We start from the raw sequence: 26,175 nt of genomic DNA, 5'->3' as shown, positions 1-26,175 counted from the left end.
GAGCGGGCTTGTCCGCGAATAGGCCAGACCAGACAACCTCGTTGCCTGGGCCGACGCATTCGCGGGCACGCCCGCTCCCACAGGGTTTGTGGGGCCTGTTCTTGCTTTGTCTGGCTTTCAATGCCCAAGCCGCGCCCGCCCACGCACTCACCGTCTACGGTGAAGCTCCCCGCTACAACGCCAGCTTCCAGCACTTCGACTACGTCAACCCCAACGCCCCCAAGGGCGGCATCCTGCGCCGCTCGGCCATCGAGATCGGCCAGTTCGACCACATCCTGCCGTACATCGACAAAGGCATTGGCGTCAGTGAAGTCGATGGCCTGTTGTATGCACCACTGGCCGTGCGTTCGTTCGATGAACCCTATACCGTCTATGGCCTGATCGCCCACAGCATGGAGCGCGGCCCCGACGATGCCTGGCTACGTTTCAATATCGACCCGCGTGCCACCTTCGCCGATGGCAAACCGGTGCGCGCCGAAGACGTACGTTTTACCTTCGAGCTGTTGATGAACAAAGGCAGCCTCAAGTACCGCACCCAGTTCGCCGACGTCACTGGCGTGACCGTGGAGAACCCGCACAGCGTGCGCTTCGACTTCAAGCCCGGGCACGGCCGCACCCTGGCCCTGGACCTCGCCAGCCTGCCGGTACTGCCCGAACACGACTGGCAGCAACGCGACTTCGCCAACGGTGCCGGCTTTGACAAGCCAGTCGGCAGCGGCCCGTACCGCATCGGGCGCATCGACAACGGCCGCAGCATCACCTTCGAACGCGACCCCACCTGGTGGGCGCGCGACCTGCCCGCCAGCCGTGGCCGCTACAATTTCGACAAGCTGCGCATCGAGTACTTCGGCGATACCGAGGTGGCCCGGCAGGTGCTCAAAGGCGGGGGTTACGACTACAACCGCGAGTTCTCCGCCACCGCTTACACCCTGGGCTACAACGGCGTGCAACTGGAGGATGGTCGCCTGCAACGCGCCCACCTAGGCCCGGCCAAGCCGCAAGTGGCCCAAGGCTTCGTGTTCAACCTCGACCAGCCGCAGTTCAAGGACCGCCGGGTGCGCCAGGCGCTCGGCATGTTGTGGGACTACGAGTGGAGCAACCGGCAGATGATGCGCAATATGTACATCCGCCAACAAAGCGTGTTCTCCAACACCCCGCTGGCGGCCCGCAAGCTGCCGGATGCCGGCGAGCTGAAGCTGCTTGAGCCGTTGCGTGGCAACGTACCGGAAGAAGTGTTCACCACGGTGTTCAGCGCCCCGGTCACCGACGGGTCCGGAATCATCCGCAAACAACAGTTGCAGGCCCTGGCCCTGCTTGAACAAGCCGGTTGGCACCCCGAAGGCGACCGCCTGGTGAACAGCGACGGCACACCGCTGGCCTTCACCTTCCTCAACGGCCAGTCGGGCATGGAGCGCCTGCTGCTGCCGTGGAAGCGCAACCTGGCCCAGATCGGCGTCACCCTGAACATCCGCAATGTCGACGCTGCCCAGTACGTCAACCGGCTGATGGCGCGCGACTACGACATGATCGTCACCGGCTACCCGGTTACCCTGTCGCCGGGTGCCGAGCTGTACAACTACTTTGGTTCGGCAGCCGCCCACGACCCCGGCTCGAACAACCTGATGGTGCTGCAAGACCCGGCCGTGGACCGCCTGATCGACGGCCTGGTGCGCGCCGACACCCAGGCCGACATGCTGCAGCACGCCCGCGCCCTGGACCGGGTGCTGCAATGGAACTACTACTGGATCCCCAACTACTACCCGCCAGGTAGCTCCACCGCCTGGTGGAACCGCTTTGGCCTGCCCAAGGTCCAGGCGGCCTATGACGAAGGCCTGGACACCTGGTGGGAAATCAGCCCCACCCCGCTGACCAACGCGCAAATGGCTGAACGCCAGAAGGCCTTGCCATGACCACCTACATCCTGCGCCGTTTGTTGTTGATCATCCCGACCCTGCTGGCGATCCTGCTGGTCAACTTCGCCATCGTCCAGGCTGCGCCGGGTGGCCCGGTAGAACAGGCCGTGGCGCGCCTGCAAGGGCTTGGCGGCGGCGCACCCGGCGCACGGGCCGAAGTGGTGCACGGTGAGTCCCGCGCCACACGAGGCCTGGACCCGAAACTGATCGAGGCGATCAAGCGCCAGTACGGTTTCGACAAGTCCGCCCCCGAGCGCCTGTGGCTGATGCTGGGCCAGTATGCCCGGCTGGACTTCGGCAACAGTTTCTTCCGCGGCGCCAAGGTCACGGACCTGATCCTGGACAAGTTACCGGTGACCCTGTCGCTGGGTTTCTGGGCCACGCTGATCACCTACCTGGTGTCGATCCCGCTGGGCATTCGCAAGGCGGTGCGCCACGGCAGCCGCTTCGATGCCTGGAGCAGCGCGCTGATCGTGGTCGGCTATGCCCTGCCCTCGTTCCTGTTCGCCCTGCTGCTGATCGTGCTGTTCGCCGGTGGTACCTCGCTCAACTGGTTTCCGGTGCGCGGCCTGGTTTCGGACAACTTCGACGAACTCAGCCTGCTGGGCAAGGTTGCCGACTACTTCTGGCACCTGGTGCTGCCAGTCGGCGCCTTGGTGATTGGCGGTTTCGCGACCCTCACGTTGCTGACCAAAAACGCCTTCCTCGACGAGATTTCCCGCCAATACGTGGTCACCGCCCGGGCCAAAGGCCTGAGTGAACGCCGGGTGCTGTATGGCCATGTACTGCGCAATGCCATGCTGCTGGTGGTAGCGGGCTTGCCGCAGGCACTGATAACGGTGTTCTTCGCCGGTTCCTTGCTGATCGAAGTGATCTTCTCGCTCGATGGCCTGGGCCGCATGAGCTATGACGCAGCGGTATCGCGGGATTACCCGGTCGTGTTTGGCACGCTGTTCATCTTCACCCTGGCGGGCCTGTTGATCCGCCTGATCGGGGACCTGTCGTACACGTTGCTCGACCCTCGCATCGACTTCGATACGAGGGCGCACTGATGCTTTCCCCCGTCTCGCGCCGTCGCCTGCAACGCTTTCGCCGCAACCGCCTGGGCTGGGTCTCGCTGTGGCTGTTCGCCGGCCTGTTGCTGTTGAGCATGGGCGCAGAGCTGGTGGCCAACGATAAACCACTGCTGCTGGGCTACAAGGGCGAGCTGTACATGCCGGCACTCAAACGCTACACCGAGCAGCAGTTTGGTGGCCAGTTGCCGTTCCAGCCCGATTACCGCAGTGCGTATGTGCGCCAACTGATCGCGGAACAAGGCGGCTGGATGCTGTTTGCGCCCATCCCGTTCAGCGCCGACACCCCCAACTACGACCTGCAAGTACCCACCCCCAGCCCGCCAAGTGCAAGCAACTGGCTGGGCACCGACGATCAAGGGCGCGATGTGCTGGCGCGGGTACTGTACGGCACGCGAGTATCGCTGCTGTTCGCTTTTGCCCTGACCGTCGTCAGCGTGCTCATTGGCGTGATAGCCGGCGCGTTGCAGGGCTACCACGGCGGTTGGGTCGACCTGCTCGGCCAGCGCCTGCTGGAAGTATGGTCAGGCTTGCCGGTGCTGTACCTGCTGATCATCCTCAGCGGCTTTGTCGAACCGGATTTCTGGTGGTTGCTGGGGATCATGGCGCTGTTTTCCTGGCTGACGCTGGTCGATGTGGTACGGGCCGAGTTTCTGCGTGGGCGAAACCTGGAGTATGTAAAGGCAGCCCGGGCGCTGGGCCTGCCGGACAGCCAGGTGATGCTGCGACATATTTTGCCCAATGCCATGAATGCCACGCTGACCTACGTGCCATTCATGCTGACCGGGGCGATCACTACCCTGACTGCACTGGATTTCCTCGGGTTTGGCATGCCGGCCGGGAGTGCTTCGCTGGGTGAGTTGGTGACCCAGGGCAAGCAACACCTGGAGGCGCCATGGCTGGGCTTTACCGCGTTTTTCGCGCTGGCGGTGATCTTGTCGTTGCTGGTGTTTATCGGGGACGCCTTGCGCGAAGCATTCGACCCCAGAGGTTAGGTTTACAGGCCCGGCCTTCACATGATTCGGAATTTGCCCCATGCACGACAATGACAGCCTCAAGAACTACCCCCAGGTACGGCAACTGGCAATTCACTCGCTGTTCGAGATCATCGAGCAGTCCAGCGAAGGCACGGTCATCGTTGACCGCAATGCACGTATCGTCTGGATGAACGAACGCTACGCCCGGCGCTTTGGCCTGGCCGATGCCGCCAGTGCCATCGGCCAGCCGTGCGAGGCGGTGATCCCGGGCAGCCTGATGCGCGACGTGGTGAGCAATGGCCGGCCAATCCTGCTGGACATGCTCGACACCCCGAACGAGCCCCTGGTGGTGATGCGCCTGCCGATCCACGACGACCAGGGCGCACTGATCGGTGCCATCGGCTTTGCCCTGTTCGACGAACTGCGCAGCCTGTCGCCACTGCTAAAACGCTACGCCAGCATGCAGCAGGAACTGGCCTCGACCCGCTCGCAACTGCGCGCCCGCCAAGCCAAGTACAGCTTCGCCCAGTTTGTGGGCAGCAGCGCTGCCACCCTGGAAGCCAAGCGCCGCGCCCGGCGCGGTGCGGGCAGCGATTCGCCGGTGTTGTTGCTGGGCGAAACCGGTACGGGCAAAGAGCTACTGGCCCATGCCATCCATGCGGCGTCGGCGCGGGCGCACAAAGCCTTCGTCAGCATCAACAGTGCAGCGATCCCTGAAACGCTGCTCGAAGCCGAATTTTTCGGCACCGCGCCGGGTGCGTTTACCGGCGCCGACCGCAAGGGCCGCAGTGGCAAGCTGCAGTTGGCCGAAGGCGGAACGCTGTTCCTCGACGAGATCGGCGACATGCCGCTAGCCCTGCAGAGCAAGCTGCTGCGCGTGCTGCAGGAAAAGGAATACGAGCCGGTTGGCTCGAACCAGATGCTGCGCAGCGACGTGCGCATCATTGCCGCCACCTCCATCGACCTGCAGGCAGCCATGGCCCGTGGGGCGTTTCGCGCCGACCTGTATTACCGGCTGAATGTGCTGCCAATCGACGTGCCGCCGCTGCGGGAGCGACTGGAGGATTTGCCAGCGCTGTGCGAGACCATACTGGGTGAACTGGGCAGCCAGTACGAACTGGAGGCTGATGCGCAACAACTGCTGGCGCGGCATGCATGGCCGGGGAACATTCGCGAGCTGCGCAATGTGCTGGAGCGCGCGACATTGCTGGCGGATCAGCCACGGTTGGGGGTGGCGGACTTGCGTGCGGCATTGGGGCCGTTGAGCCCGGTAGCGGCCGGGCCGCTGCGACAGACATACCGGGAGGCCTGCGAGGCATTCGAGCGCAAGCTGATTGGCGAGGCACTCGCAGAATGCGAGGGCAATGTGCCGCAGGCTGCTCAGGCGTTGGGGCTAGGACGGTCGACCCTGTACAAGAAGATGGTTGCACTCGGTCTCTGATTAGAGACTCTAGTTTCCATGTTGAGACTATCGCGAGGGCTTTGCCCTTGTGCCTCGACGGGACGCAACGGGAAACAAAAATCTCGAATTAGAGACAAATATTTCAGAAAAAACAAAAAACACTTATAAATCAATATTTTATATGTTGGCACGATTCCCGCTATCTCCTGCACACCGATAAAAACAAGACTCACCCAGGAGACCCACCCCGATGACCGTGCTCATCGCCCTCGCCGCTCTGGCCCTGCTGATGCTGGCTGCCTATCGCGGTTACAGCGTAATCCTCTTTGCCCCCATCGCCGCCCTCGGCGCCGTCCTGCTCACCGACCCCTCTGCCGTGGCCCCTGCGTTCACCGGGGTGTTCATGGAGAAAATGGTGGGCTTCATCAAACTCTACTTCCCGGTGTTCCTGCTGGGCGCTGTGTTTGGCAAGCTGATCGAACTGTCCGGCTTCTCCCGGTCGATCGTTGCCGCCGCCATCCGCCTGCTCGGCACCCGACAGGCGATGCTGGTCATCGTGCTGGTCTGTGCCCTGCTCACCTATGGCGGTGTTTCGCTGTTCGTGGTGGTGTTCGCGGTGTACCCGTTCGCCGCCGAAATGTTCCGCCAGAGCAACATCCCCAAGCGCCTGATCCCGGCCACCATCGCCTTGGGCGCATTCTCGTTCACCATGGACGCCCTGCCGGGCACCCCACAAATCCAGAACATCATCCCCAGCACCTTCTTCAACACCACCGCCTGGGCGGCGCCATGGCTGGGCCTGATCGGCACGTTGTTCGTGTTCTTTACCGGCATGGCCTACTTGCAGCGCCAACGCAACAAAGCCCAGCGTGCGGGTGAAGGCTATGGCACCGACCTGCGCAACGAGCCGGAAACCGCTGCCGACCTCGCCTTGCCCAACCCCTGGCTGGCCTTGGCACCACTGCTGCTGGTGGGGGTGATGAACCTGCTGTTCACCCACTGGATCCCGCAGTGGTACGGCCCCAGCCACAGCCTGCAACTGCCCGGCATGAGCGCGCCAGTGCAAAGCGACGTGGCCAAGCTCACGGCCATCTGGGCAGTGCAGGCAGCATTGCTGGTGGGCATCCTGATGGTGCTGGTGTGTGCCTTTGGCGCCATCCGCACGCGCCTGGCCGAGGGCACCAAAAGCGCGGTGGGGGGTGCCTTGCTGGCGGCCATGAACACCGCTTCCGAATATGGCTTTGGTGCAGTGATCGCCTCGCTGCCAGGCTTTCTGGTGCTGGCCGATGCCCTGCGTGGCATCCCCAACCCGCTGGTCAACGAAGCCATCACCGTGACCTTGCTGGCCGGCATCACAGGCTCCGCTTCGGGCGGCATGAGCATCGCCCTGGCGGCCATGGGCGACACGTTCATCGCCGCCGCCCATGCCGCCAACATCCCGCTCGAAGTACTGCACCGTGTGGCCGCCATGGCCAGCGGTGGCATGGACACCCTGCCACACAACGGCGCGGTGATCACCTTGCTGGCGGTGACCGGCCTGACCCACCGCGAGGCCTACAAGGACATTTTCGGTATTACCCTGATCAAGACCCTGGCGGTGTTCGTGGTCATCGCCACGTTCTACGCCACCGGCATCGTCTAAGGAGCTATGCATGACCCTCAAAGGCAAGACTGCACTCGTCACCGGTTCCACCAGCGGCATCGGCTTAGGGATTGCCCAGGTGCTGGCCCGCGCGGGCGCCAATATCGTGCTCAACGGCTTTGGCGACCCGGCACCGGCGCTGGCCGAGATCACCCGGCACGGGGTGAAGGCCGTTCACCACCCGGCCGACCTTTCAGACGTGGCCCAGATTGAAGCGTTGTTCGCCCTGGCCGCACGCGAATACGGTGGTGTCGACATCCTGGTCAACAATGCCGGCATCCAGCATGTAGCACCGGTGGAGCAGTTCCCGCAGGAAAGCTGGGACAAGATCATCGCCCTCAACCTGTCGGCCGTGTTCCATGGCACGCGGCTGGCGCTGCCGGGCATGCGCGCGCGCAACTGGGGGCGCATCATCAACATCGCGTCGGTACATGGCCTGGTCGGTTCGACTGGCAAGGCAGCCTATGTGGCGGCCAAACATGGTGTGGTCGGCCTGACCAAGGTGGTCGGGCTGGAAACGGCCACCAGCAATGTCACCTGCAATGCCATCTGCCCAGGCTGGGTGCTGACCCCGCTGGTGCAGAAGCAGATCGACGACCGTGCTGCCAACGGTGGCGATCCGCTGCAGGCACAGCATGATCTGCTGGCCGAGAAGCAACCATCGCTGGCGTTCGTCACCCCCGAACACCTGGGTGAGCTGGTACTATTCTTGTGCAGCGAGGCCGCAAGCCAGGTTCGCGGCGCCGCCTGGAACGTCGATGGTGGCTGGTTGGCCCAATGACGGGCGGCCTGGGCCTGGCAGTGGTCTCGCATTCGATTATTTGCAAGGAGGCCTTATGCGCCCTACCCCGATGACCGCGATTCTGGCCCTGACCCTGGCTGCCGCAGCCCCTGTGATGGCAGCCAGCCTGAAGGACGTCGCCCCCTACCCCGAGGCAGAAAAAGGCTTCACCCGGCAGGTGATTCACCTGCCGGCACAGGCTGATGAGTCGGCCTATAAACTGGAAATCCTCGCCGGCAAGACGCTGCAGGTGGACTGCAATCGCCAACGCCTGGGCGGCAGCCTGGAAGAACGCACCCTGGAAGGCTGGGGCTACAACTACTACCGCCTGGACAAGGTCAGCGGCCCTGCCAGCACGCTGATGGCCTGCCCGGATGGCAAGAAGACCGAGGCCTTCGTGCCGGTGGTCGGTGACGGCTTCCTGCTGCGTTACAACAGCAAGCTGCCGGTGGTGGTGTATGTGCCCAAGGATGTCGAAGTGCGCTACCGCGTGTGGTCGGCATCGCAGGACGTGCAAAAGGCTAAAGTAGAGTAAATCTGAAAGCTTGCGCGGTCACTGTGGGAGCGGGCTTGCCCGCGAACACGGGCGAAGCCCGTGCCATCCACCGCGCAGCCTGCTTCGCGGGCACGCCCGCTCCCACAGGGAATAGCGGATACCTGTCCCACAAAGAACAAGCCCGCAGTTGGCAGTAACGGGAGGAACCGCATGAACGATGTGCTCTGGCGCCCCTCCACGGCGCAGGTCGAGGCCAGCCGGATGGATGCCTTCCGCCGACGGGTCAACCTGCGCTACAACCTGCAACTTACCGACTACCAGGCGCTGCACCGCTGGAGCATCGAACAGCGGCCCGCCTTCTGGCAGACCCTTGCCGACTATTTCCACGTGCGCTGGCACACCCCGGCGAGCCAGGTGCTGAGTGAAGGGCCACAAATGCCCGAAGCGCAGTGGTTCGCCAACGCCACCCTGAACTTCGCCGAACACCTGCTGCGCCGTCGCGACGACCGCCCGGCCGTCGTTTCCATACGCGAGGATGGCCACCGCCAGGCGCTCACCCACGCCCAGCTGGCCGCCCATGTAGCGGGGTTGCAAGCGGCGTTCAAGGCCGCAGGCATCGTCGCAGGCGACCGTGTGGCTGCCGTGATGCCCAATACCTGGCAAACACTGGTGGCCATGCTTGCCTGCACCAGCCTCGGCGCGATCTGGTCGACCTCTTCGCCCGAGTTCGGCGTGCATGGCATCATCGACCGTTTCGGCCAGATTACGCCCAAACTGCTGATCGTCTGTGCCGGCTATCAATACGCTGGAAAAGACATCGATCAGGTGGCCAAGGTCAACCAGGTGTGCGAGCAGCTGCCGGGCCTGGAGCAGCTGATCGTAGTACCTCATACCCGTAGCGGCACTCGCCCCGACGAGTTCCACGCGGCCCGGGTGAGCCTGTGGGATGACGTCTACCAGCCCGGTGGCGAGCCGCGTTTCACCCCGCTGCCGTTTGACCACCCGCTGTGCATCCTCTACTCCAGCGGCACCACCGGCGTGCCCAAGTGCATCGTCCACCGCGCTGGTGGCGTGTTGCTGCAGCACCTCAAGGAACACGGCCTGCACAACGACCTGAAAGCCGATGACGTGTTGTTCTACTACACCACCTGCGGCTGGATGATGTGGAACTGGCTGGCCAGCGGCCTGGCAATAGGCGCCACGCTGGTGCTGTACGACGGCTCGCCGTTCCACCCCGGCCCCGAACGGCTGCTGGACCTGATCGACGCCGAGGGCATCCACGCCTTCGGGACCAGCGCCAAGTACCTGGCAGCGCTGGAGCAGGCGGGCCTTAAGCCTGCAGCCAGCCACAACCTGGCCAGCCTGCGGTTGCTGCTGTCCACCGGCTCGCCGCTGTCACCCCACAGCTATGACTACGTGTACAGCAAGATCAAGGCTGACCTGTGCCTGGCGTCCATGTCCGGCGGTACCGACATTGTCTCGTGCTTCGTGCTGGGCAACCCGACCCTGCCAGTGCGCCGTGGCGAAATCCAGTGCAAGGGCCTGGGCATGGCGGTGGAAGTGTGGAATGAGCACGGCCAGCCGGTGCAGGACGAAAAAGGCGAGCTGGTGTGTACCCGCAACTTTCCCAGCATGCCGTTGGGGTTTTGGCACGACCCGGACGGCAGCCGCTATCACGACGCCTATTTCAGCCAGTACCCGGGGGTTTGGGCCCAAGGCGACTATGCCGAACAGCGCACCCATGGCGGCCTGGTGATTCACGGCCGCTCGGATGCCGTGCTCAACCCGGGCGGCGTGCGCATTGGCACGGCGGAGATCTACCGGCAGGTGGAGAAAGTCGAGCAGGTGCTGGAAAGCGTGGCCATCGGCCAGGACTGGAAAGGCGATGTGCGTGTGGTGCTGTTCGTACGCCTGCAAGACGGCCTGCAGCTCGATGAAACCCTACGCCAGCGCATTCGCCAGGTGATACGCCAATTCACCACCCCCCGCCATGTGCCGGCAGTGATTGCCCAGGTCAGTGACATACCACGTACCATCAGCGGCAAGCTTGTGGAGTTGGCGGTTCGCAATGTGGTGCATGGGTTACCGGTGAAGAACACCGACGCGCTTGCCAACCCGCAAGCGCTGGAGCAGTTTCGAGATCGCGTGGAGTTGCGCGAGCAGGCATAATGCCGCCCTTTTTCCCCGAAGCACAGGTACCCCATGAAAGCCCAAGCCCGCCACATCCTGGTCAAGACCGCTGACGAAGCCGAAAAGCTCAAGCAGCGCATCGCCAACGGCGAGGCTTTCGACGTGCTTGCCAAAAAGTTCTCCATTTGCCCGTCAGGCAAACGCGGTGGCGACCTGGGCGAAATCCGCCCGGGCCAGATGGTCGGCGCCATCGACCAGGTAATCTTCAAAAAGCCGCTGCGCGTGGTGCACGGGCCGATCAAGAGCAAGTTCGGCTACCACCTGGTGCAAACCTTCTACCGCGATTGATGGCAGCGGGCCACCTGATATTTCTGCCAGTTGTCCCGTCACCTTACATTACATACAACACAGGCAGGGCCGAAGCGACGCTTCAGGTAGTGGACCCTTCAATGGACACGGAGACCTGCCTATGCGCTGCCCTCGCCTGCTGCTGCCTGCCGCATTCCCCCTGCTTACCCTGCCTTTGCTGGCTCACGCTGAATCCCTGACCGTTTCACCCGGTGACAATCTGGGTGCCCTCGTGCAGACGAATGCTGCCGACACGTTCACTATCGGTGGCGGCACGGTTCTGTCATTGCAGCAAGGCAATGGCCAAGACACGTACACCATGTCTGGCGGTACGTTGGGCTCGCTGAACCAGGGCGGTGACATGGACACGTTCACCATGACCGGCGGAACTATTACGGGCGCGTTTGAAGATGGTGACATCGCCGACTTCCAGGGCGGCAGCATTGGCCGGATAGATCTCAAGCTTGCTGACAACATTCTCAATATTTCCCAGAATCTCGGGATTGAAACCCTCGTTGTCGGCAATGTCGTCAGTGGGCTTGGCAATGACACGATCACCATGACCGGTGGCACCATCGGCGGTGATATCAGCACCAGTAGTGGCGTAGACAAGGTCACCCTCAGTGGCGGCACGCTCAAAGGCGAAATACGCACTGGCAACGACAATGATGTGTTCACCTGGACTGGCGGTCAGATCGGCAAACGAGTCATCCTGGAGAATGGGAATGACACGGCTACTGTCCGTACCCTCGACCTCGGCAACTCGGCCGTTATCCTGGACGGCGGCACCGGCACGGACACGCTTTCGTTCGAGCAGAGTCAGGTCGGCAAAGGTGCCTTGTACGCCAACTGGGAAAGCATCAACCTCAAACAAGGCAGCCAGCTGACCCTCGACGATACCCTCACCCTGGGAGATCTGGGCGCCGACCAACCACGCGTGATCCCTGCCACGGGCACCGGCACCTTGCAAATTGATGCAAGCAGCTCGCTGATCAGCCGCCAGGGCAGCATCGTCAGTATCCAGAGTGACAGCAAGGCATCGGTGGTTAACGCCGGTACCATCGACCTGAGCAGTGGCAGCGACGCAAAGGGCCGTTTGACCATCCAGGGCGATTACACTGGCAACAACGGCACCTTGCGCCTGAACAGCGTGCTGGCAGGCGACGGTGCCGACTCCGACCGCCTGGTGGTCAGCCGTGGTGCCATCAGCGGTTCTACCCAATTGTTCATCAACAACCTCAATGGCGCGGGTGCAGCGACGGCTCAGAATGGTATTCAGGTCGTCGAAGCCCGTGACGGCGCCACCAGCACCGCCACTGCCTTCGTGCAGACACAGACGCTGTCGGTTGGCGCCTACGACTATCGCCTGTTCAAAGGTGGCGTAACCGCTGGCAGCGAAAACAGCTGGTTCCTGCGTTCAACCGTGGTCGCGCCACCCGCTCCGGCCCCTGTCCCGCAACCAGGCGAGCCGACGCAGCCAACCAAACCTGGCCCTGTCATTGCCCCGGCTGCAACCCCACCTGTTGCGGCACCGGCACCCGGTCAGGTGGATCTGCCGGCCCCGGTGCAAGGTGAAAGCCTGCCGCTGTATCGCCCGGAAGTTCCCGTCTATGCCGCAGCTCCACGTGGCGCTGCGATCATCGCCCGCCAGGCACTGGGCACATTCCACCAGCGCCAGGGCGACCAACTGCTACTCAAAGGTGAAGGCGCCCTGCCCGCCAGCTGGGGCCAGGCCTACGGCGGGGCGCTACGCCAGCAGTGGAGCGGCACGGTCAGCCCGAGCCTGGATGGCGATCTGTACGGTTTCAAGGTTGGGCAGGACTTGTACGCCAAGGTTGGCGACAACGGTTATCGGCAGCATGTTGGCCTCTACGTCAGTCACAGCCGCCTGGAGGCCGACGTCAAGGGTTTCGCCTTGGCCGAGGAGAACCGAAGCGTCGGCGACCTGAGGCTTGATGGCGACAGCGTGGGCACCTACTGGACGCTGGTCGGGCCACAAGGTGCTTATCTGGATACCGTGTTGCAGTACACCCACCTCGATGGCCGCGCCCGTTCGGACCGTGGCGACAAGCTGAACATCGACGGCCATGCCTGGACGGCTTCGCTGGAGTCCGGCTACCCCATCGCCCTGTCCGAGCGCTGGACCCTGGAGCCACAAGCCCAGCTGATTGCACAGAAGGTCTCGCTCGACAGCGCAAGCGACAGTGTTTCGCGCATCAGCCATGACGCACAAGTAGAACTGACCGGCCGGCTGGGCGTACGCCTGGAAGGTGCGTTCACGGGCAGCAGCGGGCGCCTGTTGCGGCCCTACGTACAAGTGAACCTGTGGCACGGTGATGCTGGCCGCGATACCTTGACCTTCGATGATGTCGACAAGATCAAGACCGACTACCGCTATACCTCAGTACAACTGGAGAGCGGCGTGGTGGCGCAGGTCAACCAAGCGTTAAGCCTGCATGGCGGCGTGCAGTACACCGACAACCTGGACAGCCGTCAGCAGGAAGCCAGCGGCGTCAACCTGAGCATGCGCTGGAATTACTGACCTTGCCATAAGACTGATGATTATTCGAATCAACACCTAAGACCCACAACTTAATCCAGGAATAACCAATGAGCTCCAGCCTTTTATACTTCACAGACCAAGCAGGGACGCTGCTTGGAACTGCACATCACTCACATACAATCAACAATGTGTTTTCAGCCTATGGACACAATGCCAATGAAATACTTAACGCGACCGGCTTCAAGGCGGAGCACTATGACCCCTTGGCACGCGGATACTTTCTAGGCAACGGGCATCGACTTTACATGACTGGCGTCATGAAATTCTGCAGGCCCGATATCTCCAGCCCTTTCGGTCTCGGTGGGATTAATTCATATGCATACTGCGCCGGAGACCCTATAAATTACGTTGACCCGACAGGCAAATCGCGAACTCCGCTTTGGCAGCTCAAGAAGAAAACGACCAAATATATCAAATCTAAAAATAGAACCCATATCCCTCCAGAAGCAAACTCTTCAATAACTCAAGAACCAGCCGCCGGGCCAATCGAATTAGCCAACCTGCCAAATGAAATGATTAACAACCTCATAGAGCACCTATCTCAAAAGGACCAACTTTCATTCTCCCAAACATCAAGAAGACACCGTGATTTAGTCCGGGATAAAAATAAAGAATCCATTTCAGAGTTTCAAGCCATGGGCCAGTATAAAAAGTCTAGAGAACTACTCAAACTTAGATCTGCTGATGACAGCGCTCCTTATACAAATTTAATCGACATCGGCATCTCAAAAGCAGAAGCGATTCGAAAAACCACACCCCAGTACCCCGTTCCAGCAACGCGTTTCCAACCTTCCTACGGTAGATAAACGCGTTACTCGCCACTAGCGGCGTGCCGCCAACAAGCCGAGGCCGGCGCAGCCCAGCAGGGAGGCGCTGACCCGGTTGAACAGGCGGCGCGGGCCAGGCTGGCTGAACCAACGCTGCATGTAGGCGCCCAGGCCTGAGTAAATGGCAATGGCCGCCCACTCCAGCAGCAGGAACAACACACCCAGCCACAGGAACTGCTCGCTCACCGGGGTGGCGCTACCGACCGAGACGAACTGTGGCAGGAAGGCGGTGAAGATCAGAATGGCCTTGGGGTTGCCGGCCGCCACCCAGAACTCCTGGCGTGCCAGGCGCCACGTGCCACTTGGGTGGTCACTTGCCACCACGGCTTCGCCCACCGGTGCGCGCCACAGCTGCCAGGCGATGTAGAACAGGTAGGCCGCGCCCACCACCTTGATGGCCAGGAACAGGTATTCGCTGGTGTGCAGCACCACCGCCAGGCCCATGGCCGCCAGGGCAATCATGCCGCTGAAGGCCAGGATACGCCCGCCACCCGCCACGCAGGCGGTGCGCAGGCCGTAGCGGCTGGCGTTATGAAGCGACAGCAGGTTGTTTGGCCCGGGCGCCATGTTCAGGGCGAAGCAGGCGGGGATGAAAAGCAGCAGGCTAGAAAGGTCCATTCTTGTTTTCCTTTGGCAACAGGCGTCTATTTCGGCGGGTGCCGGGCCTTGCGGTCAAGTTACAGCCAGCGTTAAAAACTGTACGGGTGAACGGCAACTGTTACCCTGCTGGCAAAACCGAGGACCTTGTGATGCCCCGCCCCCACACCGCGCTATGGCGCGACCCGGCACTTGCGCATGTGGAAAGTCGCCGCGCCTGCCATAGCCGGGCTTGCTACAAGGCCCACAGCCACCCCACGTTTTCCATCGGCGCGGTGGATGCTGGCCACAGCCATTTCACCGGGGCTGCCGACGGGCAGGAACGCCTGACGCCCGGCACGCTGGTGTTTGTCCCGGCCCACCGCGTACATGCCTGCAACCCCGCACCCGGGCAAGCCTGGAGCTACCAGATGCTGCATGTGGACGCCGACTGGCTGACGCAGTTGCGCCTGGAGTCGGGGCTGAGCGGTGCCGGGGCAGGCGAACCGGCGCGTATCTGCCGGGCACCACAGGTGTATCGGCAATTCTGCGAGTTGAACAGCCTGTTGTTCTCCTGCGCCAGCAACGGTGAGAAGGATGCAGCGCTGATTGCCTTTCTGGGGGACCTGGACTACTCGGCACAGCCGCCGCTATCTGCAGCCCCCGCCCTGGAGGCAAGCGCGCTGAGCGGGTTGGTCGTGCGCATCGAAGGCCAGGACCCGGCGCACTTGAGCCTGGAAGCACTGGCCCATCAGGCCGGGCTTGGGCGCTATCAGCTGATCCGTGCGTTTCGTGCGGCTACCGGGTTTACACCGCATGCCTACCTGCTCAATGCCCGGGTCAATCGCGGGCGCCAGCTGTTGGGTGAAGGGGCGGCGTTGGCGGAGGTGGCCTACCAGCTCGGGTTTGCCGATCAGAGCCACTTCCAGCGGGTGTTCAAGGCCCATGTGGGGGTGACGCCGGGGCAGTACCGAGGGCGCTGAAGGCCCGCCGCCTGGGCTTGCAATATTGTTCAATACGCCTGACAGGCCGGGCAGCAGACTGCGGTTTTCCGCAGAGCAGCCCCACCCATGCAACAGTTCCTGATCATCGCCCTCGCCCACTTCCTCGCGCTGCTATCACCTGGGCCGGACTTCTTCCTGGTGGCACGCACTTCGATCAACAGCGGTTGGCGCATCGCCAGTGGTGCCTGCCTGGGCATCGCCCTGGCCAATGGCGCGTTCATCGCCATGGCGTTCACCGGCCTGTCGGTGCTGCAGGAAGGCAGCCTGCTGTTCACCGCCCTGCAACTGGCGGGGGCCAGCTACCTGCTGTACATCGGCGTGCTGTTTTTACGCCATGCCGGGCAAACCCGCCTGGGCGCAGTCGCGGGCGAGTCGGCGGTACCGGGTTGGTGGCGGGGCTTGGGCATGGGTTTCTTGTCCGGCATCCTCAACCCCAAGAACGCGCTGTTCTATGCCAGCCTGGCCAGCATGGTAGCCAGTGCCAGCGACAGTTGGAAAACAGCGTACGCCTTGTGGATGTTCAGCATCGTGCTGCTCTGGGACTTGCTGGTTGCCGTGGCCATCGGTAACCGGCGGGTTCTGCGGCGTTTCGCCCGCAGCCTGCCGTGGCTGGAGCGAGCCTCGGGCGTCATGCTGGTGGCATTGGCGTTGGCGTTACTGCTGCATCTGGCGCGGGGTTGAGCAGTTTCAGCGTGCGCATGTCCATCAAACTGAAATGGCCGCTGGCCCAACCGCCGGTGTCCAGGTGCCAGACATTGCCCAGCAGCTTGGGCTCCAGCACCGGCGTGTGCCCCACCAACAAGGCGCGCAGGCCTTGCACCGGCTGGGTATTGCCTTCCTTCAGCCGCCGCCGCGACCACTGGCACACTTCCCGCACTTTGGGATCGTCATCCAGTTCCAGCTCCAGCCAACTCCTCAAGGCTGCCCAATCGGCAAACGGGCTGTCGGCATGCAGCAGGCCTACCAGGCCATCTGCGCTTTCCACTTCTATCGCAATCGGCAACTGCTCGAAGCGCTCCACATAGCGAAGTTGCTCGGCCCGCGGCAGGTCGAGGAACCAGCTTCCACCCGCTGCACGGTACATCTCCAGGTCAAGCCGCCCCCCTCGCACGCGGGTGATTGCCAGCGCCTCATGGTTGCCTTGCACCGCGTGAAACCATGGCTGCGCAAGCCATTCCAGAGCGGCCTCGCTGTGCGGCCCACGGTCGACCAGGTCACCCACGCTGAACAGGCGGTCCACGGCCGGGTCGAACCCAACCGCTTCCAGGCACTTCTCCAGCCGCTGGAAGTGGCCATGGATATCGCCCACTGCCAGGTCCCGCCCCCGGATGTTGGCGAGCAACCGCCGAAACCGTCCCATTACAATCTTCCTCTGCTGGTGGCGCCATGGCAGGCGTAAAATGGAAGCACTCCCACTCTACCCCGGAGGTGCATCATGCGTACCGCCCTCGTGTGTGCCGTGCTCATGGCGCTGTCACTGGACAGCATGGCACAAGGTGCCCCGCCCGCGCAGGTCGAGGTGCGTTTCGACCACCCGGAAAAATTCCGCGATGCCAGCCTGGACAGCCACGGTTATGAGCGTGGCGCCGATGACTATGTGATGAAAACCCTCACCCAGTACTTGCAGAAGCTCGGCCAACGCTACCTGCAACCCGGCCAGCAACTGGTCATCGACATCCGCGACATCGACCTGGCCGGGCGCTTCGAGCCTTGGCACAGCCAGGCCTACGATGTGCGCTTCATGCGCGAGATCACCTGGCCGACGATTGACCTGACCTACACCCTCAGCCAGCCGGGCAAACCCGCCCGGCAAGTGGAGGAGCGGGTCAGCGACAAGATGTACCTCAGCCGCCCGGGCCGGGTCGCCAGCAGCAGCGACCGCCTGTATGCCGAGAAGGCCATGCTCAACGACTGGTTCCGCCAACGCTTCGCCGCGCACCCGGCAACCTGAAAAACCCTTCACTGGTACAGGCGTTGGTGCCGGTAGTATGCTCGGCCCTTCAACCTGTACCAGGGAAGGGTTTAGATGAAACTGTGTGCCGTACAACTGGCGTCGCTCAAGGGCGATGTGCCAGGCAACCTCCAACGTCACCTGGCCTGTATCGAGCAAGCAGCTGAGCTGGGTGCCGAGCTGGTGGTTTTCCCCGAACTCTCGCTGACGGGCTATGAGCCTACCCTGGCGCGCCAGGCCGCCCTGCCGGTCAGCTCCGCACGGCTGGACCCGCTGCAAGCCGCCTGTGACCGCTTGGGCATCACCGTTGCGGCTGGCTTGCCACTGCCGACACCCGAAGGTATCCGCATCGGCATGCCGATTCTCAGCCCCATGGCTGCGCGCCAGGCCTATGCCAAACGGCGCCTGCATGAAGACGAGTTGCCTTACTTCACCCCGGGCGATCAGGCATTGCTGCTGCAGGTCGGTGAGCACCGAGTGGCACCGGCGATCTGCTACGAGTCGATGTTCATGGCGCACGCTGCCGCCGCCCGTGAGCACGGCGCCGACCTGTATCTGGTCAGTGTGGCGAAAACCGCCAAGGGCATCCGCGAAGGCTACCTGCATTACCCGGCAGTGGCGCGTGAACTGAGCATGCCGGTGCTGATGGCCAACTGTGTGGGGCCGGCGGACACGTTCATCGGCGCCGGCGGCTCGGCGGCGTGGGACAGCCAGGGCCGCTTGCTGGCGAGCCTGGATGACCACAGTGAAGGGCTGATCCTGCTGGACACTGGCAACACCAGCGCCGTGGCCCTGCCCTTGGACCTACGCCCGGCATGATCTACCTGTTACTGGCGCTGCTGAGCTACGCCTGCACCTACTACCTGGTCGGCCTGCTCATCCAGGGCCAGCTTGCCGATGTGGCCGAAGGCTTACGCCATAGGCCGGACGCGCCTACACCCGGCGAGTACCTGCGCGAGGTCAAGCCCCATGCACGGCGGGCCCACCGGCATTACACCCTGATGGCCGGGTCGGTGTTGGCCATACTGGCCTGCGTGGTCGCCAGCTGGTTCAGCTGACGCGTTACAGGTCCAGTGCCAGGCTTTGCCGGCCCTCCAGCGCCAGCAGGTACTGCTTGGCCGCCAGGCCGCCGGCAAAGCCGGTGAGGCTGCCTGATGCACCGATCACGCGGTGGCACGGTGCAATGATCGAAATCGGGTTGCGGCCGTTGGCGGCGCCTACTGCGCGCACGGCGTTGGGGTTGCCGATCTGCCGGGCGATGTCACTGTAGCTGCGGGTTTCACCGAAGGGTATCGCCAACAACGCGGCCCATACCTGGCGCTGGAACTCGGTGCCGGCAAAATCCAGCGCCAGCTCGAAACGCTGCCGCTTACCCGCAAAGTACTCACCCAGCTGTCGTGCAGTTTCCCGCAGTACCGGGCACTCGTCGTCACGGTACAGGTCGCCGAGGCGAACGCGGTTTTCCCGCTCTTCTTCCCACAATACGGCTGCCAGGCACTCGCCGCGCGCCACCAGGGTCAAGGTGCCGACGGGCGACTGCATGAGGGTGAATGCGCTGGACATAAGCGTTTACCTGCCTGTTTGCGATGGGCGTACTGTACGCATCCACAGCCCCGTGCGCATCCGCTTTCTTGCTCAGGTAATGGCACAACCGGCAATCCGCCGCGCTTCGTTGAGGTTGACCTTGGGGATCAGTTCGGCGGGGATGCGTGAGGTGGCCGACAGGTTGTAGACGTGAAAATGCGCGTTCACCACCTCCCGCGCCATCAGCGTCAGCGACGGCAGGATGCGGCTGTCCCAGTGCTGATCCAGCCCGCATGGCGAACACTGGCCCTGCCCGTTTTCATAGAAGCGCCCCACGGTCTGATCCAGGTCCACCCCTACCAGCAGCACTTCTTCAAAGCCCAGGTGATACGCCAGCTGCAAGGCCACATAGGCCACTGTGCGGGCATCGAAAAAACCATGGGCCAGGTCTTTGCTGAAGGCAATCGAGCGGCTGCGCTTGCTCCACAGCGCGCGGTTGCACACGCAACTGTCACCATGGCCGCGCAAACCGTCCAGCAGGCCCGGTGTGTCGGCTTTGTGCAGGGCATAACACTCGGTACTCGCCGGCACATCGGCACCTTCGTACTGCTCGGGCCAGAGTGCCAGGCGTTCGCTGTCGCGCAAGGCAGTGGCAAACAAGGCCGGCTGCTGCTGGCTGAAGCTTTTGTCGGTGCACACGTAGAAGAAGGGATGGATACCGTGTTTGGCGGTCATGGCGACCGAGCCGTTCATGGCAATGATGGGCAAATGTGCGAACTCGCCCAACGGAAAATGCCTGGCAGAAGCGCCGGAGGCAAGGATCACCACGGGGCCCTGCTGGGTGTTGCGACACGCCTCGAAACTGGAGAACGCCCCGCGTTCAGCGCCTGGCTGCGACGGAAGTGTGTTCATCTTTGGCATCTTTGACCGGACAGTACAAACCACAATACTGATCCGTGTATATGCCGTGGCCGCTTTTACCTAACTTTACCTGGCTGAACATGAGCAAACCGCCGTTCCCTTGCCTGGCGGGGATTTGGGGCGCTTTGCGCCCCTGGAAGTCGCAAGCCAAACCTAGATTTCAGCCTGGCGAATGCGCTTCTTGTCGATCTTGCCGACACTGGTCCTGGGGATCTCGTCCACACAGCGTAGCTGCCGTGGTATCGCCCATTTGTTCAGGTGCCCACTGTCGACATACGGCTGCAGGTGCCTGGCCAATGCTGGCTGGTCCAGTTGCACACCGTCACAACAGACCACCAGGGCCAACGGTTGTTCCCCCCACTGTGGGTCAGGAATACCGATGACCGCCACCGAGGCGACGGACGGGTGCTGGCTGATGAGGTTTTCCAGCGCCACCGAGCTCACCCACTCGCCACCGGTCTTGATGACATCCTTGATCCGGTCACGGATGCGCACCACGCCGGCTGCGTCGATGCAGGCCAGGTCACCGGTGTGCATCCAGCCCCCCAGCCACAGCGCCGCGCCTTGCTCCGGTTCGTGCAGGTAGCCCTGGGTGAGCCACGGCGCGCGCACCACCACTTCGCCCAGGCTTTCGCCATCGTGCGGCACCGCCCTGCCCTCACTGTCGACGATACGCAGGTCCACCAAAGCAATCGGCACGCCGGCATCGATGCGCAGTGGCAGTTGTTGCGCCATGGGTTGTGCCAGCAGGTCAGCACTCAGGTGGCTGATGCTCAGCAGCGGGCAGCTTTCCGACATGCCGTAGCCACAATGCACGCTGATGCCCCGCTCGCTGGCCCGCTGGGCCAGGCCCAAGGTCAGCGCGCTCCCGCCCAGCAGCATCTTCCAGCCGGTCAGGTCGGTGCAGCGCCCTTGCTCGCTGTCGAGCATCATCTGCAGCACCGTGGGCACACAATGGGAGAAGGTCACACCCTCGTCGCGATAAAGGCGCACCAGACGATTGGGCTCGTAGCGCCCGGGGTAGACCTGCTTGATACCCAGCGCGGTGGCCACATAGGGCACGCCCCAGGCATGTACGTGGAACATGGGTGTGATCGGCATGTACACATCGCCCGGTCGCAGCAGCGGTACGTCGCCGCACGCGGCCAAGGTGCCCTGTTCGACCAAGGTGTGCAGCACCAGTTGCCGGTGGCTGAAATAAACGCCCTTGGGGTTGCCGGTGGTACCGCTGGTATAGAACAGCGTGGCCAGCGAATTCTCGTCGAAGTCCGGGAATTCGAACCGGGGCTCGGCAGCCGCCAGCAAGGCTTCATACTCGCCCAGCACAGGCACCACCTGCGCGGCGGGGGCGCCATCGCTGAGGCGGATGAAGCCTTCGACTGCGGGCAGGTCGGCCTGCAGCTGCTGCATCAGCGGCAGGAAGTCGTCATGCACCAGCACCCACCGGTCCTCGGCATGGTTCATGGTGTAGCGCACCTGCTCGGTGGACAGCCGCACATTGACCGTATGCAGCACCGCCCCCAGCATCGGTACGGCAAAGAAACACTCCAGTGCCCGATGGCTGTCCCAGTCGAGCAAGGCCACAGTATCGCCGGGTTTGACCCCGGCAGTGGTGAGCGCATTGGCCAGCCGCTGAATGCGCGCCAGCAACGTCGTGTAGGTGTAGCGCAGCCGGTCGGCGTAGACGATTTCCTGGTTGGGCTGGTAACGCACACCCGACAGCAGCAGGCGCTTGATCAGCAGCGGGTAGGCATACGCCTGCTCGGCCGCAGGCATGATGCGGGTCGAGGTCATGTTCGCGGCCATCACAGTTGCCCGGCCTCGAGCAGGTACAGGCTGTCGCTGCCGGCCCTGACACTGGCACTGAGCGAATGGATGCGCGGCAGCAGGCGTGCAAAGTAGAAGCGCGCGGTACCGAGCTTGCTCACGTGGAACGGCTCCGGTGCCGCTTGGCGCTGGCACACCACGGCCATGCGTGCCCACAGGTAGGCGTAGAAGGTGTAGCCAAACACCTGCAGGTACTCGACCGCCGCCGCGCCAAGCTCGCGCGGGTTGCCTTGGGCACGGTCGAGCAGCCAGGCACTGAGCTCGTCAAGGTTGCGCACGGCAGCGAGCAACGGTGCGCTGAACTCGGCACATGCAGCGGGCAGCGCCTCGGCAAAGGTGGTGAGTTCATCGGACACAGCGAGGTACGCCTCGCCACCATCGGCAAACAGCTTGCGCCCCACCAGGTCCAGGGCCTGGATGCCATTGGTGCCTTCGTAGATCTGGGTAATGCGGCAGTCGCGAATCAACTGCTCCTGGCCCCATTCACGGATATAGCCGTGGCCACCCAGCACCTGCTGGCCGTGCACGGTGGTCTCCAGCCCCATGTCGGTGAGGAAGGCCTTGGCCACCGGCGTGAGCAACGCCACCTTGGCGTCGGCCTGCGCGCGCGCAACCGGGTCGTCGCTGTATTTGGCCAGGTCCAGCTGCAATGCCACGTAGGTGGAAAATGCCCGGCCACCTTCGTTCAGCGCTTTCATGGTCATCAGCATGCGGCGTACGTCCGGGTGGACAATGATCGGGTCGGCATGCTGCGCCGGCACTTCGGCCCCCGTCGGTGCGCGGCCTTGCTGGCGATCGCGGGCATAGGCGATGGCCCCCTGATACGAACGCTCACCCAAGGCCAGGCCCTGGATACCCACGCCGAGGCGCTCGTAGTTCATCATGGTGAACATCGCATTGAGCCCCTTGTTCGGCTCACCGACCAGGTAGCCGATGGCACCGTCAAAGTTCATCACGCAGGTGGCCGAAGCCTTGATGCCCATCTTGTGCTCGATCGAGCCGCAGCTCACCGCATTGGCCTGGCCCAACGTGCCGTCGGCGCCAACCAGCACCTTGGGTACCAGGAACAGCGAGATACCCTTGGGGCCGGCAGGGGCATCCGGCAGCCTCGCCAACACCAGGTGGATGATGTTCTCGGTCAGGTCCTGCTCGCCGCCGGTGATGAAAATCTTCGTGCCGCTGATGCGGTAGCCGCCATCCGCAACGGGCTCGGCGCGGGAGCGGATCAGGCCCAGGTCGGTGCCGGCGTGGGGCTCGGTCAGGCACATCGACCCGGTCCAGCGCCCCTGGTACATCGGCGGCAGGTACAGCGCCTTCAACGCCTCGCTGGCATGGTTCAGCAGTGCCAGGCAGGCGCCGGCCGTCAACATCGGGTACAGGCCGAATGACAGGTTGGCGGCATTGAGCATTTCTTCGAGCTGGGCACCGATCACTTTCGGCATGCCCATGCCGCCGTATTCCGGCGCACCGGCCACCCCGACCCAGCCGTCAGCGGCAAATGCCCGGTAGGCATCGGCGAAACCGTCGGGTGTCCGAACCTGGCCAGCCTCCCAACGGCATCCCTGCTCGTCGCCACTGCGGTTGAGCGGCGCCACCTGCTCGGCAATCAGTTTGCCGGCTTGCTCGAGTATGGCCCGGGCAGTGTCGCCATCGACCACGTCGGCCAGTGCGGGCGTTTGCGCCCACCAGGCGGGGATGTCGAACACGTCGTTGAACAGAAAATCCATGTCGCGCAGTGGCGGAAGGTAATCAGACATGAGGCGAACACTCGGCTTCTTGGGTTTGCGAAAGTGCTACGGCCCGGGTTTCGGCAGCCGCCGGGGCGCCCTGGCCACGCAGGAGGAAGTGCGACAGCGCGGGTATCAGCACCAGCGCGCCGAGCATGTTCCACAGGAACATGAAGGTCAGCAGCAGGCCCATGTCGGCCTGGAACTTGATGGGCGACCAGGCCCAGCCAACCACACCGGCGGCCAGGGTAATGCCGACCAGCCCCACCACCCGGCCGGTGAAGGCCACGGCGTTCTGGTAGGCCTGAGCCAGGCTCAGCCCGGCGCGCTGGTAGTGCAGCTGCACGCTAAGCAGGTACAGCGCATAGTCCACGCCAATGCCCACGCCAAGGGCGATCACCGGCAAAGTGGCAACCTTGACGCCAATACCCATGGCCACCATCAGCGCCTCGCACAGCACCGAGGTGAGCATCAGCGGCAGGATCGCCACCAGCGTTGCGCGCCAGCTGCGGAAGGTGACCAGGCAGAACAACGTGACCGCCAGGTACACCAGCAACAACATGCGGTGGTTGGCCTCGCGTACCACCACGTTGGTGGCGGCCTCGATACCGGCGCTGCCGGCGGCCAGCAGGAACTGGTGCTCGGCACTGCTGTTGGCCTGGGCAAAGCGTTCGGCCACGGCAGCCACCTCGGCCAGCGTGTCGGCGCGATGGTCTTTGAGGTAGGCGATCACCGGCATCAGCGAGCAGTCGTTGTTGAACAGCTCCGGGGCGTTGACCGAAGCCTGCTGGGCGGCGTAATTGAGCACGTCCTGGTTGCGCTGCAGGCTGTTCAGCCGTGGGTTGCCTTCGTAGGTACCGGCGGTGATCTGGCGCACAGCGTTGGCCAGCGACACAGTGGTCTGCACACCCGGCAGTTGCTGCAGCTCCCAGGCGAGGCGGTCGGCCAGGATCAAGGTCGGGTATTGCAGGCAGCCTTCGGGAGCGGTCTTGACCATGACCGCGAAGGTGTCGCTGGACAGTGCGTAATGCTGGGTGATGTAGGCATTGTCGAGGTTGTAGCGCGAATCAGCGCGAAGCTCGGGGGCGCCACTGTCGAGGTCACCGACTTTCAGCTGCAAGCTGCCCCAGATGCCCAGGGCGGCCAGGGCAAGGGCCGCCAGCACAGCGGCGCTGGCCCATTTGCGTTCAGTGAAACGGTCGAGCAGGTCCCACAGCCGACCGAAGCCACGGTGCCGAGCCGCGCGGGCATCGATACGCAGCGCCCGGTCGGCGGCCTTGCAGCCTACCCCGACATAGGACAGTGCCACCGGCATCAGCAGCAATGAGGTAAAGATCAGCACTGCCACACCAATGCTGGCGGTAATCGCCAGGTCCTGAATCACCGGAATATCGATGATCATCAGCACGGCAAAGCCCACGGCATCGGCCAGCAAGGCGGTCACCCCGGCCACGAACAAGCGGCGGAAGGTATAGCGAGCGGCGATCTGCCGATGGGTACCGCGACCGATGTCCTGAAGGATGCCGTTCATCTTCTGCGCCGCATGCGACACGCCGATGGCAAAGATCAGGAAGGGCACCAGGATCGAATACGGGTCGATGGCATAGCCCAGCCAGGCGACGATACCCAGTTGCCATACCACCGCCGTCAGCGAACACAGCACCACCAGCAAGGTGCTGCGTATACAGCGGGTATAGCAGTAGATGATCACCAGGCTGGTCAACACCGCCAGGGCAAAGAACGCCATCACCTCGATCAAGCCGTCGATCAGGTCGCCCATCAGCTTGGCGAAGCCAATCACATGAATACGGTACTGGCCGCTGGCCTGGTACTGGCTGCGCAGCTGTTCGAGCTTTTGCGAAAAGGCATGGTAGTCCAGGCCTTTGCCGGTGGCCGAATCCTGGTCGAGCAGCGGTACCACCAGCATGCTCGACTTGAAGTCGCGCGCCACCAGGCTGCCGACGATGTTGGCACGTTCGATGTTCTGCCGTAGCTGTTCAATGTCACCGGCCGCACCCTGATAGCCGTCAGGCATGACCGGGCCACCCTGGAAGCCTTCTTCGGTGACCTCGGTCCAGCGCACCGCCGGGCTCCACAACGACTTCACCCAGGCCCGGTCCACCCCCTGGCTGAGGAACAGCTCGTCGTTGATGTGACGCAGGGTCTGCAGGTAGCCCGGGTCGAAAATGTCGCCCTGAGTGTGCTCTACCACTACCCGCACCGCATTGCCCAGGCCGCGCAACGAGGCGCGGTTTTCCAGGTAATTCTGGATGTAGGGGTGGCTCTGCGGCAGCATCTTGTCGAAGCTGGGGCGCAGTTCCAGGCGGGTCAGCGCCATGAAGCCCAGCACCAGCGTCGCCACCAGCATGCACAGCAGAAATGGCAGGCGGTGGTTGAACACAAGGCGTTCCAGGCCGTTGCCCGAATGTGGATCGAAGTCGGCAAGGTTGCGGATTACCGGAAGGGTATCTTGGCGGGTAGCGGCCATCAGGG

At 63.2% G+C, this 26,175-nt stretch carries 23 protein-coding genes; 16 read left to right on the top strand and 7 right to left on the bottom strand.

What is annotated here, in order from left to right:
* Positions 1 to 110: 110 nt before the first annotated feature.
* The 11 genes from A0O30_RS22440 (at position 111) to A0O30_RS22390 (ending at position 14,131) form a co-directional block, all read left to right on the top strand.
* Positions 111 to 1,910: an extracellular solute-binding protein gene (locus tag A0O30_RS22440; RefSeq protein WP_105948206.1), complete on the top strand. Its 1,800-nt coding sequence runs from the start codon at positions 111 to 113 to the stop codon at positions 1,908 to 1,910.
* Complete coding sequence (locus tag A0O30_RS22435; RefSeq protein WP_105948071.1) at positions 1,907 to 2,965, top strand: microcin C ABC transporter permease YejB; 1,059 nt, start codon at positions 1,907 to 1,909, stop codon at positions 2,963 to 2,965. The genes A0O30_RS22440 and A0O30_RS22435 overlap by 4 nt, the downstream gene beginning before the upstream one ends.
* Positions 2,965 to 3,981: an ABC transporter permease gene (locus A0O30_RS22430; RefSeq protein WP_016715595.1), complete on the top strand. Its 1,017-nt coding sequence runs from the start codon at positions 2,965 to 2,967 to the stop codon at positions 3,979 to 3,981. The genes A0O30_RS22435 and A0O30_RS22430 overlap by 1 nt, the downstream gene beginning before the upstream one ends.
* Before the next feature lie 40 nt (positions 3,982 to 4,021).
* Positions 4,022 to 5,404, top strand: a complete 1,383-nt coding sequence (locus tag A0O30_RS22425) for a sigma-54-dependent Fis family transcriptional regulator (protein WP_105948070.1) — start codon at positions 4,022 to 4,024, stop codon at positions 5,402 to 5,404.
* A 211-nt stretch (positions 5,405 to 5,615) separates the two neighbouring features.
* The gene (locus A0O30_RS22420) at positions 5,616 to 7,007 is read left to right on the top strand and encodes a GntP family permease (protein ID WP_105948069.1); all 1,392 of its coding nucleotides are present in this window, start codon (positions 5,616 to 5,618) and stop codon (positions 7,005 to 7,007) included.
* A 10-nt stretch (positions 7,008 to 7,017) separates the two neighbouring features.
* Positions 7,018 to 7,788, top strand: coding sequence for a 3-hydroxybutyrate dehydrogenase (hbdH, locus tag A0O30_RS22415; protein WP_105948068.1), 771 nt, complete (start codon positions 7,018 to 7,020; stop codon positions 7,786 to 7,788).
* A 55-nt stretch (positions 7,789 to 7,843) separates the two neighbouring features.
* On the top strand, positions 7,844 to 8,323 hold the full coding sequence (gene eco, locus A0O30_RS22410) for a serine protease inhibitor ecotin (protein WP_105948067.1): 480 nt from the start codon (positions 7,844 to 7,846) through the stop codon (positions 8,321 to 8,323).
* Positions 8,324 to 8,494: 171 nt separating this feature from the next.
* Positions 8,495 to 10,453 carry an acetoacetate--CoA ligase gene (locus A0O30_RS22405; protein ID WP_105948066.1) on the top strand — a complete coding sequence of 653 codons (1,959 nt, stop codon included), beginning with the start codon at positions 8,495 to 8,497 and terminating at the stop codon, positions 10,451 to 10,453.
* A 33-nt stretch (positions 10,454 to 10,486) separates the two neighbouring features.
* Entirely contained in the window at positions 10,487 to 10,762 is a 276-nt protein-coding gene (locus tag A0O30_RS22400; RefSeq protein ID WP_016715601.1) for a peptidylprolyl isomerase, read from the top strand.
* A 121-nt stretch (positions 10,763 to 10,883) separates the two neighbouring features.
* Complete coding sequence (locus tag A0O30_RS22395) at positions 10,884 to 13,304, top strand: autotransporter outer membrane beta-barrel domain-containing protein (protein WP_105948065.1); 2,421 nt, start codon at positions 10,884 to 10,886, stop codon at positions 13,302 to 13,304.
* 68 nt (positions 13,305 to 13,372) lie between these two features.
* Complete coding sequence (locus A0O30_RS22390) at positions 13,373 to 14,131, top strand: RHS repeat-associated core domain-containing protein (RefSeq protein ID WP_105948064.1); 759 nt, start codon at positions 13,373 to 13,375, stop codon at positions 14,129 to 14,131.
* Positions 14,132 to 14,146: 15 nt separating this feature from the next.
* Here A0O30_RS22390 and A0O30_RS22385 read toward each other — a convergent pair whose 3' ends face one another.
* Positions 14,147 to 14,770: a LysE family translocator gene (locus A0O30_RS22385; RefSeq protein ID WP_104834775.1), complete on the bottom strand. Its 624-nt coding sequence runs from the start codon at positions 14,768 to 14,770 to the stop codon at positions 14,147 to 14,149.
* A gap of 131 nt (positions 14,771 to 14,901) precedes the next feature.
* Here A0O30_RS22385 and A0O30_RS22380 point away from each other — a divergent pair, with 131 nt between their 5' ends.
* Both A0O30_RS22380 and A0O30_RS22375 read left to right on the top strand, forming a co-directional pair.
* A complete protein-coding gene (locus A0O30_RS22380) occupies positions 14,902 to 15,711 on the top strand; it encodes an AraC family transcriptional regulator (RefSeq protein ID WP_105948205.1) in 810 nt (269 codons plus the stop codon).
* Between the two features lie 87 nt (positions 15,712 to 15,798).
* Positions 15,799 to 16,413, top strand: a complete 615-nt coding sequence (locus A0O30_RS22375; RefSeq protein ID WP_105948063.1) for a LysE family translocator — start codon at positions 15,799 to 15,801, stop codon at positions 16,411 to 16,413.
* On the opposite strand, the gene A0O30_RS22370 is transcribed toward A0O30_RS22375, so the two are convergent.
* The gene (locus tag A0O30_RS22370) at positions 16,361 to 17,092 is read right to left on the bottom strand and encodes a metallophosphoesterase (protein ID WP_105948062.1); all 732 of its coding nucleotides are present in this window, start codon (positions 17,090 to 17,092) and stop codon (positions 16,361 to 16,363) included. The genes A0O30_RS22375 and A0O30_RS22370 overlap by 53 nt on opposite strands.
* Before the next feature lie 75 nt (positions 17,093 to 17,167).
* Here A0O30_RS22370 and A0O30_RS22365 point away from each other — a divergent pair, with 75 nt between their 5' ends.
* The 3 genes from A0O30_RS22365 (at position 17,168) to A0O30_RS22355 (ending at position 18,741) form a co-directional block, all read left to right on the top strand.
* A complete protein-coding gene (locus A0O30_RS22365) occupies positions 17,168 to 17,683 on the top strand; it encodes a DUF3016 domain-containing protein (RefSeq protein ID WP_105948061.1) in 516 nt (171 codons plus the stop codon).
* Between the two features lie 75 nt (positions 17,684 to 17,758).
* On the top strand, positions 17,759 to 18,502 hold the full coding sequence (locus A0O30_RS22360; RefSeq protein ID WP_105948060.1) for a carbon-nitrogen hydrolase family protein: 744 nt from the start codon (positions 17,759 to 17,761) through the stop codon (positions 18,500 to 18,502).
* Entirely contained in the window at positions 18,499 to 18,741 is a 243-nt protein-coding gene (locus tag A0O30_RS22355) for a hypothetical protein (protein WP_019097539.1), read from the top strand. Before A0O30_RS22360 ends, A0O30_RS22355 begins: the two co-directional genes overlap by 4 nt.
* 4 nt (positions 18,742 to 18,745) lie before the next feature.
* On the opposite strand, the gene A0O30_RS22350 is transcribed toward A0O30_RS22355, so the two are convergent.
* From A0O30_RS22350 to A0O30_RS22330, 5 genes are all read right to left on the bottom strand, one after another.
* Positions 18,746 to 19,246: a methylated-DNA--[protein]-cysteine S-methyltransferase gene (locus tag A0O30_RS22350; protein WP_105948059.1), complete on the bottom strand. Its 501-nt coding sequence runs from the start codon at positions 19,244 to 19,246 to the stop codon at positions 18,746 to 18,748.
* A 72-nt stretch (positions 19,247 to 19,318) separates the two neighbouring features.
* Entirely contained in the window at positions 19,319 to 20,119 is an 801-nt protein-coding gene (locus tag A0O30_RS22345) for a lipopolysaccharide biosynthesis protein (protein WP_105948058.1), read from the bottom strand.
* A gap of 162 nt (positions 20,120 to 20,281) precedes the next feature.
* The gene (locus tag A0O30_RS22340; RefSeq protein ID WP_371921634.1) at positions 20,282 to 21,922 is read right to left on the bottom strand and encodes a fatty acid--CoA ligase; all 1,641 of its coding nucleotides are present in this window, start codon (positions 21,920 to 21,922) and stop codon (positions 20,282 to 20,284) included.
* 11 nt (positions 21,923 to 21,933) lie between these two features.
* Positions 21,934 to 23,712, bottom strand: coding sequence for an acyl-CoA dehydrogenase C-terminal domain-containing protein (locus A0O30_RS22335; RefSeq protein WP_105948056.1), 1,779 nt, complete (start codon positions 23,710 to 23,712; stop codon positions 21,934 to 21,936).
* On the bottom strand, positions 23,705 to 26,170 hold the full coding sequence (locus tag A0O30_RS22330; RefSeq protein WP_105948055.1) for an RND family transporter: 2,466 nt from the start codon (positions 26,168 to 26,170) through the stop codon (positions 23,705 to 23,707). Before A0O30_RS22330 ends, A0O30_RS22335 begins: the two co-directional genes overlap by 8 nt.
* Positions 26,171 to 26,175: the final 5 nt, after the last annotated feature.

Origin of the sequence: Pseudomonas sp. LLC-1 (assembly GCF_002992185.1) — a bacterium.
Classification (GTDB): Bacteria; Pseudomonadota; Gammaproteobacteria; order Pseudomonadales; family Pseudomonadaceae; genus Aquipseudomonas; species Aquipseudomonas monteilii.
The sequence above is the reverse complement of the archived record's forward strand: the minus strand, read 5'-3'. Positions and strand labels throughout refer to the sequence as shown.

Coding starts and splice junctions, on each gene's coding strand:
- A0O30_RS22330 (WP_105948055.1), bottom strand. CDS start 26,170: ATGGCCGCTACCCGCCAAGATACCCTTCCGGTAATCCGCAACCTTGCC.
- A0O30_RS22420 (WP_105948069.1), top strand. CDS start 5,616: ATGACCGTGCTCATCGCCCTCGCCGCTCTGGCCCTGCTGATGCTGGCT.
- A0O30_RS22435 (WP_105948071.1), top strand. CDS start 1,907: ATGACCACCTACATCCTGCGCCGTTTGTTGTTGATCATCCCGACCCTG.
- A0O30_RS22365 (WP_105948061.1), top strand. CDS start 17,168: ATGCGTACCGCCCTCGTGTGTGCCGTGCTCATGGCGCTGTCACTGGAC.
- A0O30_RS22385 (WP_104834775.1), bottom strand. CDS start 14,770: ATGGACCTTTCTAGCCTGCTGCTTTTCATCCCCGCCTGCTTCGCCCTG.
- A0O30_RS22430 (WP_016715595.1), top strand. CDS start 2,965: ATGCTTTCCCCCGTCTCGCGCCGTCGCCTGCAACGCTTTCGCCGCAAC.
- A0O30_RS22335 (WP_105948056.1), bottom strand. CDS start 23,712: ATGTCTGATTACCTTCCGCCACTGCGCGACATGGATTTTCTGTTCAAC.
- eco (WP_105948067.1), top strand. CDS start 7,844: ATGCGCCCTACCCCGATGACCGCGATTCTGGCCCTGACCCTGGCTGCC.
- A0O30_RS22400 (WP_016715601.1), top strand. CDS start 10,487: ATGAAAGCCCAAGCCCGCCACATCCTGGTCAAGACCGCTGACGAAGCC.
- A0O30_RS22405 (WP_105948066.1), top strand. CDS start 8,495: ATGAACGATGTGCTCTGGCGCCCCTCCACGGCGCAGGTCGAGGCCAGC.
- A0O30_RS22350 (WP_105948059.1), bottom strand. CDS start 19,246: ATGTCCAGCGCATTCACCCTCATGCAGTCGCCCGTCGGCACCTTGACC.
- A0O30_RS22375 (WP_105948063.1), top strand. CDS start 15,799: ATGCAACAGTTCCTGATCATCGCCCTCGCCCACTTCCTCGCGCTGCTA.
- A0O30_RS22370 (WP_105948062.1), bottom strand. CDS start 17,092: ATGGGACGGTTTCGGCGGTTGCTCGCCAACATCCGGGGGCGGGACCTG.
- hbdH (WP_105948068.1), top strand. CDS start 7,018: ATGACCCTCAAAGGCAAGACTGCACTCGTCACCGGTTCCACCAGCGGC.
- A0O30_RS22340 (WP_371921634.1), bottom strand. CDS start 21,922: ATGACCTCGACCCGCATCATGCCTGCGGCCGAGCAGGCGTATGCCTAC.
- A0O30_RS22425 (WP_105948070.1), top strand. CDS start 4,022: ATGCACGACAATGACAGCCTCAAGAACTACCCCCAGGTACGGCAACTG.
- A0O30_RS22390 (WP_105948064.1), top strand. CDS start 13,373: ATGAGCTCCAGCCTTTTATACTTCACAGACCAAGCAGGGACGCTGCTT.
- A0O30_RS22355 (WP_019097539.1), top strand. CDS start 18,499: ATGATCTACCTGTTACTGGCGCTGCTGAGCTACGCCTGCACCTACTAC.
- A0O30_RS22360 (WP_105948060.1), top strand. CDS start 17,759: ATGAAACTGTGTGCCGTACAACTGGCGTCGCTCAAGGGCGATGTGCCA.
- A0O30_RS22345 (WP_105948058.1), bottom strand. CDS start 20,119: ATGAACACACTTCCGTCGCAGCCAGGCGCTGAACGCGGGGCGTTCTCC.
- A0O30_RS22380 (WP_105948205.1), top strand. CDS start 14,902: ATGCCCCGCCCCCACACCGCGCTATGGCGCGACCCGGCACTTGCGCAT.
- A0O30_RS22395 (WP_105948065.1), top strand. CDS start 10,884: ATGCGCTGCCCTCGCCTGCTGCTGCCTGCCGCATTCCCCCTGCTTACC.